The 15,632-nt window shown below is 70.7% G+C and carries 16 protein-coding genes; 11 read left to right on the top strand and 5 right to left on the bottom strand.

Going from position 1 to position 15,632, the window contains the following annotated elements; all coding sequences use genetic code 11:
* Nucleotides 1-101 precede the first annotated feature (101 nt).
* Complete coding sequence (locus tag HET64_RS25130; protein WP_215109228.1) at nt 102-1,103, top strand: TAXI family TRAP transporter solute-binding subunit; 1,002 nt, start codon at nt 102-104, stop codon at nt 1,101-1,103.
* Between the two features lie 48 nt (nt 1,104-1,151).
* Here the strand turns inward: HET64_RS25130 and HET64_RS25125 are convergent, their stop codons facing one another.
* Together HET64_RS25125 and HET64_RS25120 are read right to left on the bottom strand one after the other, a co-directional pair.
* Entirely contained in the window at nt 1,152-2,546 is a 1,395-nt protein-coding gene (locus HET64_RS25125; protein WP_215109227.1) for a HAMP domain-containing sensor histidine kinase, read from the bottom strand.
* Between the two features lie 19 nt (nt 2,547-2,565).
* A complete protein-coding gene (locus HET64_RS25120; protein WP_215109226.1) occupies nt 2,566-3,258 on the bottom strand; it encodes a response regulator transcription factor in 693 nt (230 codons plus the stop codon).
* 452 nt (nt 3,259-3,710) lie between these two features.
* Between HET64_RS25120 and HET64_RS25115 the strand changes: the two genes are divergently transcribed.
* The 9 genes from HET64_RS25115 (at nt 3,711) to HET64_RS25080 (ending at nt 11,205) form a co-directional block, all read left to right on the top strand.
* Nucleotides 3,711-4,496, top strand: coding sequence for an amino acid ABC transporter ATP-binding protein (locus HET64_RS25115; RefSeq protein WP_026291196.1), 786 nt, complete (start codon nt 3,711-3,713; stop codon nt 4,494-4,496).
* A 33-nt stretch (nt 4,497-4,529) separates the two neighbouring features.
* Nucleotides 4,530-5,453: a glutamate ABC transporter substrate-binding protein gene (locus HET64_RS25110; protein WP_215109224.1), complete on the top strand. Its 924-nt coding sequence runs from the start codon at nt 4,530-4,532 to the stop codon at nt 5,451-5,453.
* Between the two features lie 191 nt (nt 5,454-5,644).
* Nucleotides 5,645-6,292, top strand: coding sequence for an amino acid ABC transporter permease (locus tag HET64_RS25105; RefSeq protein ID WP_007458744.1), 648 nt, complete (start codon nt 5,645-5,647; stop codon nt 6,290-6,292).
* Nucleotides 6,289-7,215: an amino acid ABC transporter permease gene (locus tag HET64_RS25100; RefSeq protein ID WP_215109222.1), complete on the top strand. Its 927-nt coding sequence runs from the start codon at nt 6,289-6,291 to the stop codon at nt 7,213-7,215. The genes HET64_RS25105 and HET64_RS25100 overlap by 4 nt, the downstream gene beginning before the upstream one ends.
* Nucleotides 7,216-7,391: 176 nt before the next feature.
* Nucleotides 7,392-9,092, top strand: a complete 1,701-nt coding sequence (locus HET64_RS25095) for an FAD-dependent monooxygenase (protein WP_215109219.1) — start codon at nt 7,392-7,394, stop codon at nt 9,090-9,092.
* Nucleotides 9,070-9,219 (top strand): putative leader peptide, encoded by a 150-nt coding sequence (locus HET64_RS40110; protein ID WP_374105573.1) that lies wholly within the window; start codon nt 9,070-9,072, stop codon nt 9,217-9,219. Before HET64_RS25095 ends, HET64_RS40110 begins: the two co-directional genes overlap by 23 nt.
* Before the next feature lie 73 nt (nt 9,220-9,292).
* A complete protein-coding gene (locus HET64_RS25090; protein WP_215109216.1) occupies nt 9,293-9,880 on the top strand; it encodes a cysteine dioxygenase in 588 nt (195 codons plus the stop codon).
* Entirely contained in the window at nt 9,877-10,323 is a 447-nt protein-coding gene (locus tag HET64_RS25085) for a rhodanese-like domain-containing protein (protein ID WP_215109214.1), read from the top strand. Before HET64_RS25090 ends, HET64_RS25085 begins: the two co-directional genes overlap by 4 nt.
* A 207-nt stretch (nt 10,324-10,530) precedes the next feature.
* Nucleotides 10,531-11,205 carry a hypothetical protein gene (locus HET64_RS25080; protein WP_215109212.1) on the top strand — a complete coding sequence of 225 codons (675 nt, stop codon included), beginning with the start codon at nt 10,531-10,533 and terminating at the stop codon, nt 11,203-11,205.
* Between the two features lie 142 nt (nt 11,206-11,347).
* Here the strand turns inward: HET64_RS25080 and recX are convergent, their stop codons facing one another.
* Nucleotides 11,348-12,076 (bottom strand): recombination regulator RecX, encoded by a 729-nt coding sequence (recX, locus tag HET64_RS25075; RefSeq protein WP_215109209.1) that lies wholly within the window; start codon nt 12,074-12,076, stop codon nt 11,348-11,350.
* A gap of 3 nt (nt 12,077-12,079) precedes the next feature.
* Nucleotides 12,080-13,216 carry a recombinase RecA gene (gene recA, locus HET64_RS25070; RefSeq protein ID WP_215109206.1) on the bottom strand — a complete coding sequence of 379 codons (1,137 nt, stop codon included), beginning with the start codon at nt 13,214-13,216 and terminating at the stop codon, nt 12,080-12,082.
* Nucleotides 13,217-13,549: 333 nt separating this feature from the next.
* Between recA and HET64_RS25065 the strand changes: the two genes are divergently transcribed.
* On the top strand, nt 13,550-14,434 hold the full coding sequence (locus HET64_RS25065) for an SDR family oxidoreductase (RefSeq protein WP_215109230.1): 885 nt from the start codon (nt 13,550-13,552) through the stop codon (nt 14,432-14,434).
* Here the strand turns inward: HET64_RS25065 and HET64_RS25060 are convergent.
* Nucleotides 14,425-15,567, bottom strand: a complete 1,143-nt coding sequence (locus tag HET64_RS25060; protein ID WP_215109229.1) for an AI-2E family transporter — start codon at nt 15,565-15,567, stop codon at nt 14,425-14,427. The genes HET64_RS25065 and HET64_RS25060 overlap by 10 nt on opposite strands.
* Between the last annotated feature and the right edge of the window lie 65 nt (nt 15,568-15,632).

The following is a 15,632-nucleotide window of genomic DNA, read 5'->3' as shown; positions in this document are numbered from 1 at the left end:
CCGCCCCCCTGACCGGGCTCCCCCGTGAGGCCCGGCCCACAGGGGCGGGCCTCACGGGGAAGCCTGGTCAGGGAGGCGGTCGAACTGGCAGGATCGCGCGCATGTTCCACGCTCTGTCCCGATTCGGCCGCCGGCGCACCCTGCAGACGGGCGCCGTCCTCGCGGTCGTGCTCGGACTGCTCGCGTGGTGGCTGCAGCCCCAGGGGGACGAGGGGGACCCGAGCGGGACGCTCACCTTCTCCACCGGAGTGCCCAGCGGTGTCTACCAGCGTTACGGGGAACGGCTGGAGGGTGTGCTCGCCAAGGACATGCCGGAGGTGTCCATACGGCTGCGGACCAGTGAGGGGTCGCAGCAGAACCTCGCCCGGGTGGCGACGGGCGAGGCGGACTTCACCATCGCCACCGCCGACGCGGTGGCCACCTATCTGCGCGACGGCAGGCCGGGGGCGCAGCGACTGCGCGGCTGTGTCCGGCTGTACGACGACTACGTCCAGCTGGTCGTCCCCCGCGACTCCGACGTCCGGACGGTCTCCGACCTGCGGGGCAAGCGGGTGGGAGTCGGCCAGGAGGGTTCCGGGGTGCGGCTGGTCGCGGACCGGCTGCTGGCGGCGGCGGGGCTCGATCCGGCCGACGACGTCACGCCCGTGCCGGTGGGCATCGACACCATGCCCGTACGGCTGTCCCAGGGCGACCTCGACGCCTTCTTCTGGTCGGGCGGGCTGCCGACCGCCGCCGTGCAGGAGCTGTCGCAGCGCTTCGACATCCGGCTGGTGCCGCTGGAGGCCGAGCTGGTCGCGAAGCTCCAGGCGGCGACCGGTCCCACCCGCTTCTACCGGTCCGCCATGATGCCCGCCGACGTGTATCCGCAGGCCCAGCAGGGTCAGGCGGTGCCCACGGTCGCCGTCGCCAACCTGCTCGTCACGACCGACCGTACGGACGCGGCCACGACCGAGGCCTTCACCCGGACGGTGATCAACAGCCGGGACCGGATCGGACGCGAGGTCCACGCGGCGCAGTTGGTGGATCTGCGGACGGCGATCTACACGGATCCGCTGACCGTGCACGACGGGGCCAAGGCCTACTACCGCTCGGTAAAGCCGTGAGGCCCCGCCGCTCCTGAAGCCCGACGGCCCCTCCCTCGCGGCTCCCCTTCAGCTCCCCGGCAGGTCGCGGGGGACCGAGACGGTCACCCGCAGGCCGTGCGGTTCGTGGTGCTCGTACGCGATCGAACCGCCGCCCGCCGCGAGCAGCACCCGGGAGATGGAGAGCCCCAGGCCCGATCCACTGACGTTCTGGTGGCGGGTGCTGCGCCAGAAGCGGTCCCCGACGCGCTCCAGCTCCGCTTCGGTGAGGCCGGGACCCCGGTCGGCGACCACGACGGTCGTCACGACGGCTCCGGCGGCCACGGTGACGGTGACGTCCTCTCCGGCGGGGGTGAACTTCAGGGCGTTGTCGACGACCGCGTCCAGGGCGCTGGAGAGCGCGACGGGGTCGGCCCAGGCGGTGGCCGCCGGGGCCCCGTCCAGGGTGAGGTGCACGCCCTCCCGCTCCGCCATCGGGCGCCAGGAGGCGACCCGCTCGGCGGCGAGCGGGACGATGTCGATCAGCTGGAGGTCCGCCTCTGCGTGCTCGGCCAGCGCGAGGTCCAGGAGGTCGTCGAGGACCCGGGCAAGCCGCTTTCCCTCGGTGCGCACGGCCGCGATCTCCTCGCTGTCCTCGGGCAGCTCCAGGGCGAGCAGCTCGATGCGCAGCAGCAGGGCGGCGAGCGGGTTGCGCAGCTGATGCGAGGCGTCGGCGACGAAGGCGCGCTGCTGCTCCAGCACGTCCTCGACGTTGTCCGCCATCTCGTTGAAGGAACGGGCCAGGCGTCTGAGTTCCGGCGGCCCGGCGGAGGCGGCGACCCGGGAGCGCATACGGCCGCCGGCGATGTCGTGGGTGGCCGCGTCCAGGGTCCGTACGGGCAGCAGGACCCAGCCGGTGAGCCGTACCGCCGCGCCGACCGCCACCAGCAGCGCCAGCGCCTCGCCGAGGCCGATGAACAGCCACGTCCGCAGGATCCGGGACCGCATCTCGCCGGTGGGCGAGTCGAGGACGACCACGGCGACCACATCGCCGTCGCGCACGACGGGCGACGCGACGACGACACGGCCGTCGCGCCAGGGCCAGACCTGCGGGGGGTCGTGCGAGCGGCGGCCCAGCAGCGCCTCGTTGAAGGCCGTGCGCCCCTCCCCCTCGACGGGCAGGGACCAGTAGCCGGGGGCCTTGGCCAGGGCCCGGTCGTCCCGGAAGAAGACGCCGGCGCGGATGTCGTACACCGAGGCGTAGAGCTCCAGGTCGGTCTGGAGGGTACGGCGCCGCTCCTCGCTGTCCGGGGAGGTGTCGGTGATGGACTGCGCCAGTGCGGCGAACCGTGCGGTGTCGTCGATCCGGTCGATCACCAGCCGCTGCTGCTCGGCGGCGGCCACGCTGATCGCGAGCGGGAAGCCGAGGGTGAGCAGGACGGCGGCCATCAGGACGATGAGCAGCGGGAGCAGACGGGAGCGCACCGGGAGACGTACCCGCCGGTTACGCGGACGGCGCGACGAGCCGGTAGCCGACGCCCCGCACGGTCTCGATCAGGGCGGGCAGCCGCAGCTTGGAGCGCAGGGAGGCGACGTGGACCTCCAGGGTGCGTCCGGTCCCCTCCCAGCTGGTGCGCCAGACCTCGCTGATGATCTGCTCACGGCGGAAGACGACGCCGGGGCGCTGGGCGAGAAGGGCCAGCAGGTCGAACTCCTTGCGGGTGAGCTGGACCTCCGCGCCGTCGACGCTGACCCGGCGGGTCGGCAGCTCGATGGCGACCGGACCGAGGCGCAGGGCGGCGACGGGGGTCGGCGCGGTGTCCTCGCCGCTGGTGGTGCGCCGGGCGACCGCGTGGATACGGGCGAGCAGCTCGCCGGTGTCGTACGGCTTGGTGACGTAGTCGTCGGCGCCGAGGTTGAGCCCGTGGATGCGTGAGCGCACATCGGCGCGGGCGGTGACCATGATCACGGGGGTCGCCGTGCGTTTGCGGATCTTCCCGCACACCTCGTAGCCGTCCTGGTCGGGCAGGCCGAGGTCGAGGAGGATCACCCCGAAGGGCTCCTTCTCGGCGGGCAGCAGGGCGCGCAGGGCCTCCTCGCCGCTACGGGCGTGCACGACCTGGAATCCGTGCCGGGCGAGCACGGCCGACAGGGCCGCCGCGACATGGTCGTCGTCCTCGACGAGCAGCAGTCTCATGGCCCTCCTCTCCGTGTCTCCCGGGGCCGTGCGGCTCCTCGGGTCTCCGTGCTTCCCCGGGGCCGTGCGGCTCCTGGGGCTCGTTCGCTTCGTCGTCCCGTCGGCATCACCGTTGCACGGCGTCACCGCGTAGGGCCCGACATTAACCCGCGCTTCATCCGCGAGATCCCCCGAGAGCCCCGATGAGACTTCCCGTTCTGCGGTGTTTCACGTCTTCCCCGTTCAAGGCATCCACGCCGATGAACGGCACACCAGTCAAGAGCCTCCCGGTTACAGCAGGGTTTCCGTTATGCACCCGGTACGCCCCCGGGGCGGCGCGTGACGTCCTGTTCACGCGGAGTGTCCGGTTGCCGCCGGATCGTTATGCTCAATTTCCGCTCAGATGTAATGACGTTGGTAGCACTGCGTCATTACTGTCCTTGTTCAACCGAGGAGGACGGAGCAAGAAGCCGATGAGCGGAGTTTCAGTGACCAAGGACGCCGAGGATGCCGCGCCCGCGGCGAACGACCTGGTCGTACTGAGCAACGTCAACAAGCACTTCGGCGCGCTGCATGTGCTCCAGGACATCGACCTGACCATCGCCCGTGGCGAGGTCGTGGTCGTCATCGGACCTTCAGGGTCCGGCAAGTCCACGCTGTGCCGCACGATCAACCGCTTGGAGACGGTCGATTCGGGAGCGATCTCGATCGACGGCAAGCCCCTGCCCCAGGAGGGCAAGGAGCTGGCCAGGCTGCGTGCCGACGTGGGCATGGTCTTCCAGTCGTTCAATCTCTTCGCACACAAGACGGTGCTGGAGAACGTCATGCTGGGCCAGGTCAAGGTCCGCAAGGCCGACAAGAAGGCGGCGGAGGAGAAGGCCCGGACCCTGCTCGACCGGGTGGGCGTCGGCGTACAGGCCGACAAGTACCCGGCGCAGCTCTCCGGTGGCCAGCAGCAACGCGTCGCGATCGCACGGGCGTTGGCGATGGACCCGAAGGTCATGCTCTTCGACGAGCCCACGTCGGCGCTCGACCCGGAGATGATCAACGAGGTCCTGGAGGTCATGCAGCAGCTGGCCCGGGACGGGATGACGATGATCGTCGTCACCCACGAGATGGGCTTCGCCCGTTCCGCCGCCAACCGCGTCGTGTTCATGGCCGACGGGAAGATCGTCGAAGAGGCGACCCCCGACCAGTTCTTCAGCAACCCGCGCAGCGACCGGGCCAAGGACTTCCTGTCGAAGATCCTTCACCACTGACGACAACGACCCACGACCCAAAGGATTGTTCACATGAAGCTCCGTCAGTCCGCCGCCGTCGCGGCCATCGCCGTCCTCGCCCTGACCGCGACCGCCTGCGGCGGCAAGGAGGGCTCCGCCGGTGACAAACCGGGCGGCACGAAGCCCGGTTCCTCCGAGGCCCCCGCTCTGCCCACGTACACCGCGGCCAAGGACGTCACCCTGGACTCCCCGGTCTTCAAGAAGGCCAAGGAGCGCGGCAAGCTCATCATCGGCGCGAAGGCCGACCAGCCGTACCTCGGCTTCGAGGACCAGTCGACGAAGGAGCGCTCGGGCTTCGACATCGAGATCGCCAAGATGGTCGCGGCCGACCTCGGCTTCTCCGACAAGCAGATCGAGTGGAAGACCGTCGACTCCGGCGTCCGTGAGACGGCCATCTCCAAGGGCCAGGTCGACTACTACGTCGGCACGTACACGATCAACGACGAGCGCAAGAAGCAGGTCGGCTTCGCCGGGCCGTACTACAAGGCCGGCGCGGACCTCCTGGTGCGCGAGGACGAGAAGTCGATCACCGGCAAGGACACGGTGAAGGGCAAGAAGGTCTGCTCGATCGTCGGCTCCACGCCGCTCCAGGAGATCAAGAAGCCGGAGTACGGCGCGAGCGTCGTCGAGCTGGCCAAGTACTCCGACTGCGTGCAGCAGCTGCTGACCAAGCAGGTCGACGCCGTCACCACGGACGACTCGATCCTCAAGGGCTACGCGGCCGCCAACTCCGGCAAGCTCAAGGTCGTCGGCGACCCGTTCACCGACGAGCCCTACGGCGTCGGCCTGAACAAGGACGACAAGGTGCTCCGCGAGGCCATCAGCAAGTCGCTGGAGGAGCGCGTCAAGGACGGCACGTACAAGAAGATCTACGAGGCCACGCTGGGGCTGTCCGGTTCGGACTACGTCGAGCCGCCGGCCATCGAGCGCTACTGACGCCGTCGGCTCTCGGACCGCGGGCTCCGGCCCGCCGTCCGGCGGCCGGCACCCCGTCATCCGTCACGACGCCCCGCGAGTGACCCAGGCGTCCCGTACGCCACCGCTGCCCCGCTCTTCCCGGGGGCCGCGGGCGTACGGGGCGCCCCTTCCCCTGCCCTGATGCCGCTGACCGCCGACGCGGAGACCTCATGAACGTACTGCTCGACAATTTTCCAGAGTTCCGCGACGGCTTCATAGGAACCGTGTCGATCACCGCCGTCAGCTCGGTTATCGCCCTGGTCCTCGGTGTGCTCATCGCCGGATTCCGGGTCTCGCCGGTGCCGCCGCTGCGGTACTTCGGCACCGCCTGGGTGACGCTGATGCGCAACACCCCGCTGACGCTGCTCTTCCTGATCTTCTTCTTCGTCGTGCCCGAGATCCTCTTCCCGGGGATGAGCCCGTTCGTGCTCGGCTCGCTGGCGCTCGGCTTCTACACCTCCTCGTTCGTGTGCGAGGCGGTCCGCTCCGGCATCAACACCGTGCCGCTGGGACAGGCCGAGGCCGCGCGCTCCATCGGTATGACGTTCGCCCAGACGTTGCAGATCGTGGTGCTCCCGCAGGCGACGCGGACCGTGATCCCGCCGCTGAGCAGCATCTTCATCGCGCTGACGAAGAACTCCGCGATCGCCGGCGCCTTCAGCGTCGCCGAGCTGTTCGGCTGGCAGAAGCTGATGAGCGACAAGGGCTACGACATCGTCCCCGTCTTCATCTGGGTGGCCATCGGCTACCTGATCGTCACGTTTACCATCAGCGGCCTCTTCCGGCTGCTGGAGCGTCGCATGGAGGTCGCCCGATGAGCGCCAGCGTTCTCTACGACGCCCCGGGTCCCAAGGCCGTCGTCCGCAACCGGATCTACGCGGTCGTCGGCAGCCTCGCCATCGCGGCGCTGATCGCGATCAGCATCATGCGGCTCGCCGACAAGGGGCACCTCGCCCCCGCGATGTGGGACATCTTCAACTACACGGGCATCCGGCAGAACATCGCCGACGCCCTGATCGCCACGCTCAAGGCGTTCGGTCTCGCCGCGGTCGGCTCGCTGGTCCTCGGCGTGGTCCTGGTGGTGGGCCGGCTCTCCGACCACAAACCGGTCCGCTGGGCGGCGACCACCTTCATCGAGCTGTTCCGCTCGCTCCCGCTGCTGATCACCATCTACGCCATCTGGGTCGGCTTCCTCACCGACTACTCGATGTGGGCGCTGGCCGCGGGCCTTTCCGTCTACAACGGCTGCGTCCAGGCCGAGGTGCTGCGGGCCGGCATCAACTCGGTGCCCAAGGGGCAGAGCGAGGCCGCGTACGCGCTCGGCATGAGCAAGACGCAGGTCATGGTCAGCGTGCTGATGCCGCAGGCCGTCCGGTCGATGCTGCCGACGATCATCGGCCAGCTCGTGGTGACCCTCAAGGACACCTCGCTCGGCTTCATCATCCTGTACCCCGAGCTGCTCCAGACCGCGCGGCTGATCGCCTCCAACACGCAGGTGAACGGCCAGTACCCGTACGTCTCGACGATCGTCGTCATCGGCACGCTCTACATCGCGATGTGCCTGCTGCTCTCGGCGCTGGCGACGTGGATCGAGAAGCGCGGCCGCCGCGCCAAGACCGGCATCAAGGTGGCGCCCGGAGCCCCGGCCGCCGGCATCCCCGCGGTGGAGGCCGTGGGGGGCGCAGGGGGCGCAGGCCCGACGGCCGACGGGGCCGGTGGGGCCGGAGTGACGAAGGGCTGACCGTCCCGGGCCCTTCCCGGCCGTGGCGAGCAGGAGCATTCGAGGCAGCGGCGCACGCGTCGCTGCCTCGGTCACTTGACGCAAGCACCACCAGTGGGTTGCATACGTTCTGTGATCACGCACCCGGCTTCCTATGCCACGTTCCGCATGACCGTACGGGCCGGAGGGTACGAGCCGTGGACCCGGTGATCGTCGTCGGCGCCGGGCCCGTCGGCCTGACGCTGTCGCTGGCCCTCGCCGCCCAGGGTGTCCACTCGGTCGTTCTCGACGAGGGATCCGGCACGGAGGAGCCGCGTCCCGCCCGCACGGTCGTGCTCCGCGAGGACACCGCCGACCTGGTCGGCCGCCTCGGCTGCCGGGAGCTGGACCGGGTCGGGCTGCGCTGGGCCGGGTGGCGTTCGATGCGCCGGAAGCAGCTGGTCCGGAACGTGCCGCTGAACGGGGGCGGCGACGAGGACGAGGCCCCGCTCACCGGACTCCTTCCCGCGCCGCTCCATGTTCCGCAGCATGCGCTGAGCGCCGCGCTGCGTGCGGCGGCGGACAAGGCGCCGCTGGTCCAGCGTGTGCCGGTGAGCCGGATCGACACGCTGGAGCAGGACCCCGACGGCATTACGGTGCACACGAGGGAGCCGGGCTCGACCTGGTGGCGCGGGAGTTATCTGGTCGGCTGCGACGGCGCCCGGTCGACCGTGCGCAAGCTGCTGGACATCCGGTTCCCCGGTCGTACGGCGGTGGAGCGGCATGCCGTCGCCGCGCTCCGGGCCGAGCTGCCCTGGCCGGACGAGGCCGTCCTGCACCGGCAGCCTCCCTGGCGGACCGGGGGCGCCGAGGTCTCCGCCCGGCCGCTGCCGGACGGCGTCTGGCGGCTGGACTGGCTGCTGCCGCCGCGTGGCGAACTGGTCACTCCCGAAGCCCTGATCACCCGTATCCGGGACACCCTGGCCGGCTGGTGCGGCGAGACCCCGGCGTACGAACTGCTGGACACCGGCGTCCACACGCTCCACCACCGGCTCGCCCGGCGCTGGCGCAAGCAGCGTGCCTTCCTGGCGGGGGACGCTGCCCACCTGCTGGGCGCCGTGGGCACGCAGGGACTGGACGAGGGGATCCGGGACGCCGAGAACCTGGCCTGGAAGCTGGCCCACGCCTGGCACCACGGCCCGGCCGAGCACCTCCTCGACAGTTATCAGGCGGAGCGCCGGGCGGCGGTGGCCGCACGGCTGCGCGCCGCCGACCAGTCGCTGCCGATACTGCGCGGCGGAGGCGGCCTGCGGACCCTGGTCCCGGGCGCCGCACGTGGTCACGACACCCTGCTCTCCGACGGTCATCTGGGCTGTGGCGCCCTGGGTGCGCCCCCTTCGTACTCGCACTCCCCCCTTGCACCACCGCACACGGAGGCGCACGCCGTCGTCGGTACGCCCCCCGGTGCGCCGGTTGCCGATGTGACGGTGACCGCGCCGGACGGGACGACGGCGCGGCTGCGGGAGCGGCTCGGGCAGGGCCACCCGCTGGTGGTCCTGGTCGCGCCGGGGACCGGAGTCTGGGACCGGCGGCACTGGCAGACCGCGGGCGTCATGCCCCGCCTCACGGACGCCGTGGCGGCGCTCCCCGGGTCGACGGAGCTGCTGGTCACCGAGAGCTATCCGGGGGCTTCGGCGCACACGGTCCTGCTGGTGAGGCCGGACGGGCACCTGGTGGCAGCCTTCGGCGGCGTACAGCCCGCGGAGCTGCTCACCGCGGCACGGGCCGCTCTGGGCGGTACGCCCCACGAAGCGCGGGAGCCCGTGGAACCGGGCGACGGCGGGGACGTACAGGACACGGGGCGCGAACAGGGGGCCCGGGCACGGGTCCACGCCGATGGGACCGCAGGTCTCCATTGATCCATTGACCGTCACGGGCGCGCGTGGTGTACTCCAGATCATGACCGACACCGATGTGCGCCTGTGGCGGAGGGTCCATATGGACCTCGTCCGTTACGCGGGCTGCGTGTGTCGCCCGTCCTGCTGACTCGCCTCCCTCTGCCGGTGCGTGCCGCTTTCCGCACGGCCGGAACCCCGCGCGAACTCCCAGGACGGTCCTCGTGTCTTCCCCTAGCTCCGCCGTGCCCACGGCTGCCGCTGTTCCTTCCCCTTCCCCCTCCGCCCCCGGGACCGGGGGCTCCACGACCTCTTCCGCCGCACCGACGGTCGCGGAGCTGATGGACTTCGTCCGCGGCGCCGCTCGGGACGAGGCGCTCATCGCCTCGCTCCCCCTCGATCCGGAGGGCCGCACCTGGATCCGGCTCGACGGACCGGGAGGCAGCGAAGCGTGGCTGATCGGCTGGCCGCCGGGCACCGGCACGGGCTGGCACGATCACGCCGACTCGTTCGGCGCGTTCACCACCGTGGCCGGCGCTCTCCAGGAGCACTCGCTGGCCGTGCGGCTGCCCACCGACGGCTGGAAGACGCTGGAGCTGACGGACGGGGTGGACCGGTCGAGGAATCTGGCGACCGGTCAGGGCAGGGCCTTCGGGCAGAACCACGTCCATGAGGTCCTCAACGAGTCCGAGGTCGCCCACGCGGTCTCGGTCCACGCCTACTACCCGCCCCTGCCGCGGATCCGCCGGTTCAGCCGCAGCGGTGCGGTGCTCCGCCTGGAGCAGACCGAGAGCCCGGAGGACTGGCAGTGAGCGAGGACCTGAACACGAACCGGGGCGAGGCCGTGCAAGACGCCCCGACGCCCGTGGGCATCGACGAACTGCTGGAGCGGGTCAGGGCAGGCTACGACCGGATCGGCCCGCCGGAGGCTGCCGCGGCGGCGGAGGCCGGGGCCCTCCTGGTGGACATCCGGTACGCGGCGCTCCGCGACCGGGACGGACTGATCCCGGGCGCGCTGGTCGTCGAACGCAACGAACTGGAATGGCGGCTCGACCCCCGTGGCAGCCACCGCGCCGCCGAGGCGGTCGGCCACGACCTCCGGATCGTCGTCATCTGCAACGAGGGATACGCCTCCAGCCTCGCGGTCGCCTCGCTGCGGCAGCTGGGCCTGCATCGGGCCACCGACCTGATCGGCGGCTTCCAGGCCTGGCGCGCCGGGGGCCTTCCGGTCACCTCCGCCGCCACCTCCACCTGACACCCGGGAACTGCCATCTGACGCCTGCCACCTGAGATCGGGTGGCAGGCGTCAGGCATCAGATGACGGGCGTCAGATGACAGGCGTCAGGCATCAGATCCGTTCGGATGTCACCCACCCGAACGCCACGTTCCACTAGAGCAATCGCCGTGCGTGACCGACATTCGCCTCACACAGAGGACCGAAATGTACGGAGATGATGCATTCATGGCGATGGCTGTCCTCACCCCCGACCAGCTCGACGACCAGGCTTCCCGGCTGCACGACACCCAGGCGTGGCAGCAGATCGTCACGGGCTGGGAGCGCACAGTCCCCGAGCCCTCCGAGCCCGTGCCCACTCCGGTGGAGCCGGCGTCCGCACGGCTCCTGGCACCCACGAAACCCGCGGAATCCGGGCCCACCGAGCCCTTCGACTGGCGGACCCTGCTGTCCGTGCCCGTGGACCGGCTCGTCGACGACACCCTGCGGACGCTGCCCGCCGCGCCCCCGCACGAGCGCCCGCTGCCCGGGAGGCTGGGCGCGATGCTGCCCGACCGCGTCCATCTCTGGCGGCGGGTCGGGCAGGGCGACCTCCGCCCGTCGGCCCATCTCGGCTACGCACGGCAGATCCTGGCCGAGTGGGGTTGGCAGAACACCCCGTACCGGCTGCGGAACGCCCGTGGCGCACGCTGCGTCTGCGGCGCCCTCATCTCCGCGCACCGCCTCGGCTACGGCTCCCTCGACACCGTGGACCGGGCGGGTGCCTGGCTGATCACGGAGCTGCGCGCGCAGGGGTGGCCCGGACTGATCGGCCCGTGGAACCGCCATCCCGGCCGCACCGCGGCGGACGCCTTGACCCTCGTCGACGCCACCATCCGCCGCGCGTCCATGGCGGGACAGTGACCATGGGCCCCTGACCATCGGACGCGTGCCGCCGGGACGCAACCGCTGGCTGTCGGACGCGGCCGCCGAACGTGACCACCGGCCGCCGCTACCCCCTGACCGGCTCCTGCCGCCTGACCGCGGATATCTCCGGACCCCGAATTCAGAAAGGCTCGTCCAGGCCTTCCGTGTCCTCGCCCTCCTCCTCCAGCGCCTGACGCACCACCCGCAGGGCCATGCCTTCCCCGTATCCCTTGCGTGCGAGCATCCCCGCCAGGCGACGCAGCCGCTTGTCCCGGTCCAGGCCCCGCGTGGAGCGGAGTTTGCGGGCCACCAGCTCCCGCGCCGTCTCCTCCTCCTGATCCGGGTCGAGCCGACCGACCGCCTCGTCGATCACGGTGGAGTCCACGCCCTTCGTCCGCAGCTCACGGACGAGGGCACGGCGCGCGAGTCCCCGGCCGTGGTGCCGGGACTCCACCCATGCCCCGGCGAACGCCGCATCGTCGATCAGCCCGACGTCCTCGAAGCGCGCGAGCACTTCCTCGGCCGCCTCATCCGGGATCTCCCGCTTGCGCAGGGCGTCCGCGAGCTGTTTGCGCGTTCTCGGCGTCCCGGTGAGCAGCCGCAGGCAGATGTTGCGCGCCTGCTCGACCGGGTCACGCGGCTCCCCCATATCGGCCCTCGACGAGGAAGGGGAGCCGCTGCTTCTGGTGCCGGAGCGGGCACGGCGGCCCGCCCCCTCGCCGAATCCGCTCCCGGCGCCCGCTCCACCGCGTGAGCGGCGCCCGGGCCGCGCCCCGGCACCCGCCTCCGGCTCGGCGGGCCCGTAGTCGGATTCGGGGTCGCCGCCGGGCTCGGCAGGACCGCCCGGCCACTCCGTACGACGTGTCACGGCCTAGCTCTTGGCCGCCGCGGTCTTGGCCGGCTTGGCCTTGGCGGCCGCGGTGGTCGCCGGCTTCGCCGCCCCGTCGGCCGCCGGCGCCACGGCCGCTGTCGCAGCGGCGTCCGCGGCAGGCTCGCCCGTAGCGGCGTCCGGACGGACACCGATCCCCAGCTTCTCCAGGATCTTCTTCTCGATCTCGTTGGCGAGGTCGGGGTTGTCCTTGAGGAAGTTGCGGGCGTTCTCCTTGCCCTGGCCGAGCTGATCGCCCTCGTACGTGTACCAGGCGCCGGCCTTGCGGACGAAGCCGTGGTCCACGCCCATGTCGATCAGACCGCCCTCGCGGCTGATCCCATGGCCGTAGAGGATGTCGAACTCCGCCTGCTTGAAGGGCGGGGCGACCTTGTTCTTGACGACCTTGACGCGGGTGCGGTTGCCGACGGCGTCGGTGCCGTCCTTGAGCGTCTCGATCCGGCGGATGTCGAGGCGCACCGAGGCGTAGAACTTCAGCGCCCGGCCACCGGTGGTGGTCTCCGGGGAGCCGAACATCACGCCGATCTTCTCGCGGAGCTGGTTGATGAAGATCGCGGTGGTCTTGGACTGGTTGAGCGCACTGGTGATCTTGCGGAGGGCCTGGCTCATCAGACGCGCCTGGAGACCCACGTGCGAGTCGCCCATCTCGCCCTCGATCTCCGCACGGGGCACCAGGGCCGCCACGGAGTCGATGACAATCAGGTCCAGGGCGCCGGAGCGCACCAGCATGTCGACGATCTCCAGCGCCTGCTCACCGTTGTCCGGCTGGGACAGGATGAGGTTGTCGATGTCGACGCCGAGCTTCTTCGCGTACTCCGGGTCCAGCGCGTGCTCGGCGTCGATGAACGCCACCGAGCCGCCGAGCTTCTGCGCGTTCGCCACCGCGTGCAGCGTCAGCGTCGTCTTACCGGAGGACTCCGGTCCGTACACCTCCACCACACGGCCGCGCGGCAGACCACCGACGCCGAGGGCGACGTCGAGGGCGGTCGATCCCGTGGGGATGACCTCGATGGGCTCGTTCGGCCGCTCGCCCAGGCGCATCACCGCGCCCTTGCCGAATTGCCGTTCAATCTGTGCGAGTGCGGCGTCCAGCGCCTTCTCGCGGTCATTACCTGCCATGGGTTCCACCCGATTTGCTTGAGTCGATCGCTTCACGTCTCAGACGCTAACCCCTGCCACTGACAATGGGCCTCGACGTCCTCCCGGCCTGTGGACAACTTCACGGCCGGGCCCGGGAAAACCCGGCCGGAATCCCATCAGAATGGATGTTCGATTTTCATGTCAAGCGCACCACGCGGCCCCACGGCCGCCCCTTGACCGAAGCCCCCGACCGAACGCAGCCGAACCTGCACACCTGAGCCTATCGCCCTATATTCGATCGATATGGCAGCGATTGCGGGGCCCGGAGCACCCGACGGAGGGCAGGCCCCCGGATCCGATCTGGCCGGCCGCGTGGCACTCGTCGCCGGAGGGACCCGCGGGGCCGGGAGAGGCATCGCCGTCCAGCTCGGCGCCGCCGGGGCGACCGTCTATGTGACCGGCCGTACGAGCGGGTCCGAGCGGTCCGAGATGGACCGGCCCGAAACGATCGAGGAGACCGCGGCCCTGGTCGACGCGGCGGGCGGGCGGGGCATCGCCGTCCAGGTCGATCATCTGGTTCCCGACCGGGTCAGGGCGCTGGTGGCCCGCATCGCGGGCGAACAGGGCGCCCTGCACATTCTGGTGAACGACATCTGGGGCGCCGAGATCGAGTGGGACAGGCCGGTGTGGGAGTCATCGCTCGACACCGGGCTGCACACCCTGCGGCTGGCTGTCGACACCCATGCCATCACCAGTCACTTCGCGCTGCCGCTGCTGATCGAGACACCGGGCGGCCTGGTCGTCGAGATGACCGACGGGACGGACGAGTACAACGCGTCCCACTACCGCGTCTCGTTCTTCTACGACCTGGCCAAGGCCGCGGTGAACCGGATGGCCTTCACCCTCGGCCATGAGCTCGCACCGCACCACGCGACGGCCGTGGCGCTCACCCCGGGCTGGCTCCGGTCCGAGGCCATGCTCCAGGCCCACGGGGTGACCGAGGCCACCTGGCGGGACGCCGTCGCGCACACGCCCCACTTCGCGATCTCCGAGTCCCCCGCGTACGTCGGCCGCGCCGTGGCCGCCCTCGCCGGCGACCCCGAGGTGGCCCGCTGGAACGGCAGGTCGCTCTCCAGCGGGCAGCTCGCCCAGGTGTACGGCTTCACCGATGCGGACGGGAGCCGGCCCGACGCCTGGCGGTATCTGACCGAGGTCCAGGACCCCGGCCTGCCGGCCGATGTGACGGGCTACCGCTGAGGCGGCCCGCCGGGCCGCTGCCCCCGAGACCACACCAGACGGCGTATCCGGGACGGCAACGGCCTCCCGGGCGCGCGGCTGCTGCCCCCGTGCACGCGTGGGTCGTCGGTGACGTCGTACCGCTTCACATAGGCGCCGAGGAACGCCTGGAGCGTGGCGACGGCGGGAATGGCGACCAGCGCTCCGACCGCGCCGAGCAGGGCCGTGCCGGCGATGACCGATCCGAAGGCGACCGCGGGGTGGATGTCGACGGTCTTCGCGGTCAGCTTGGGCTGGAGCACGTAGTTCTCGAACTGCTGGTAGATCACGACGAACCCGAGCACGTACAGCGCGTACCAGGGGTCGACCGTGAAGGCGATCAGCATGGGCAGGGCGCCCGCGAGATACGTGCCGATGGTGGGGATGAACTGCGAGACGAGTCCGACCCAGACGGCGAGTGCCGGGGCGTAGGGCACCCCGAGAATCACCAGCAGGACGTAGTGCGCGACGCCGGAGATCAACGCCATCAGACCGCGCGAGTAGATGTATCCGCCGGTCTTGTCGACCGCGATCTCCCAGGCGCGCAGCACCTCGGTCTGCCGGGCCGGCGGCAGGACGGAGCACAGGGCGCGGCGGAGCCGGGGACCGTCGGCCGCGAAGTAGAAGGAGAAGAGGAAGATCGTCAACAGCCGGAACAACCCGCCGAGGACCGTGGTGGAGACGTCGAGCACTCCGGTGGCGCTGTTCTGGACGTACTTCTGCAGCCAGTCGGAGTGCAGCAGGCTGTCCTGGACCTCGACCCGGGAGAGTTCGGTACGGAAGGTCTGGTTGACCCAGTTGATCACCGAGTCGATGTACTTGGGGAACTCGTCGACCATGTCGACGATCTGGCCCGCGAGCATCGACCCCAACAGCACCACGAATCCGATGCCGAAGATCATCACTGCGAGGAAGACGAGGAACGTGGCCAGCCCGCGGCGCATTCCGCGACCCGCCATCCGGCCGACCGCGGGCTCGATGGCGAGCGCGAGGAAGAACGCGATCAGCACGTTCGTCAGCAACCCGATGAGCTGGTAGAACGCCCAACTGCCGAGCTGGAAGCAGGCGTAGAGCGCCAGGGCCATCACCATCGCACGCGGCAGCCAGCCGGGCATGCGGACCCCACCCGCGCCGGAGGGCGGCGCGGGTGGTGCGGCCGGCGGGGCGGGCGGGGATGCGG

Origin of the sequence: Streptomyces sp. McG3, from assembly GCF_018619185.1 — a bacterium.
In the GTDB taxonomy this organism is placed as follows: Bacteria; Actinomycetota; Actinomycetes; order Streptomycetales; family Streptomycetaceae; genus Streptomyces.
Note: the sequence above shows the minus strand (reverse complement) of the source record. Positions and strands in the feature narration are given on the sequence as shown.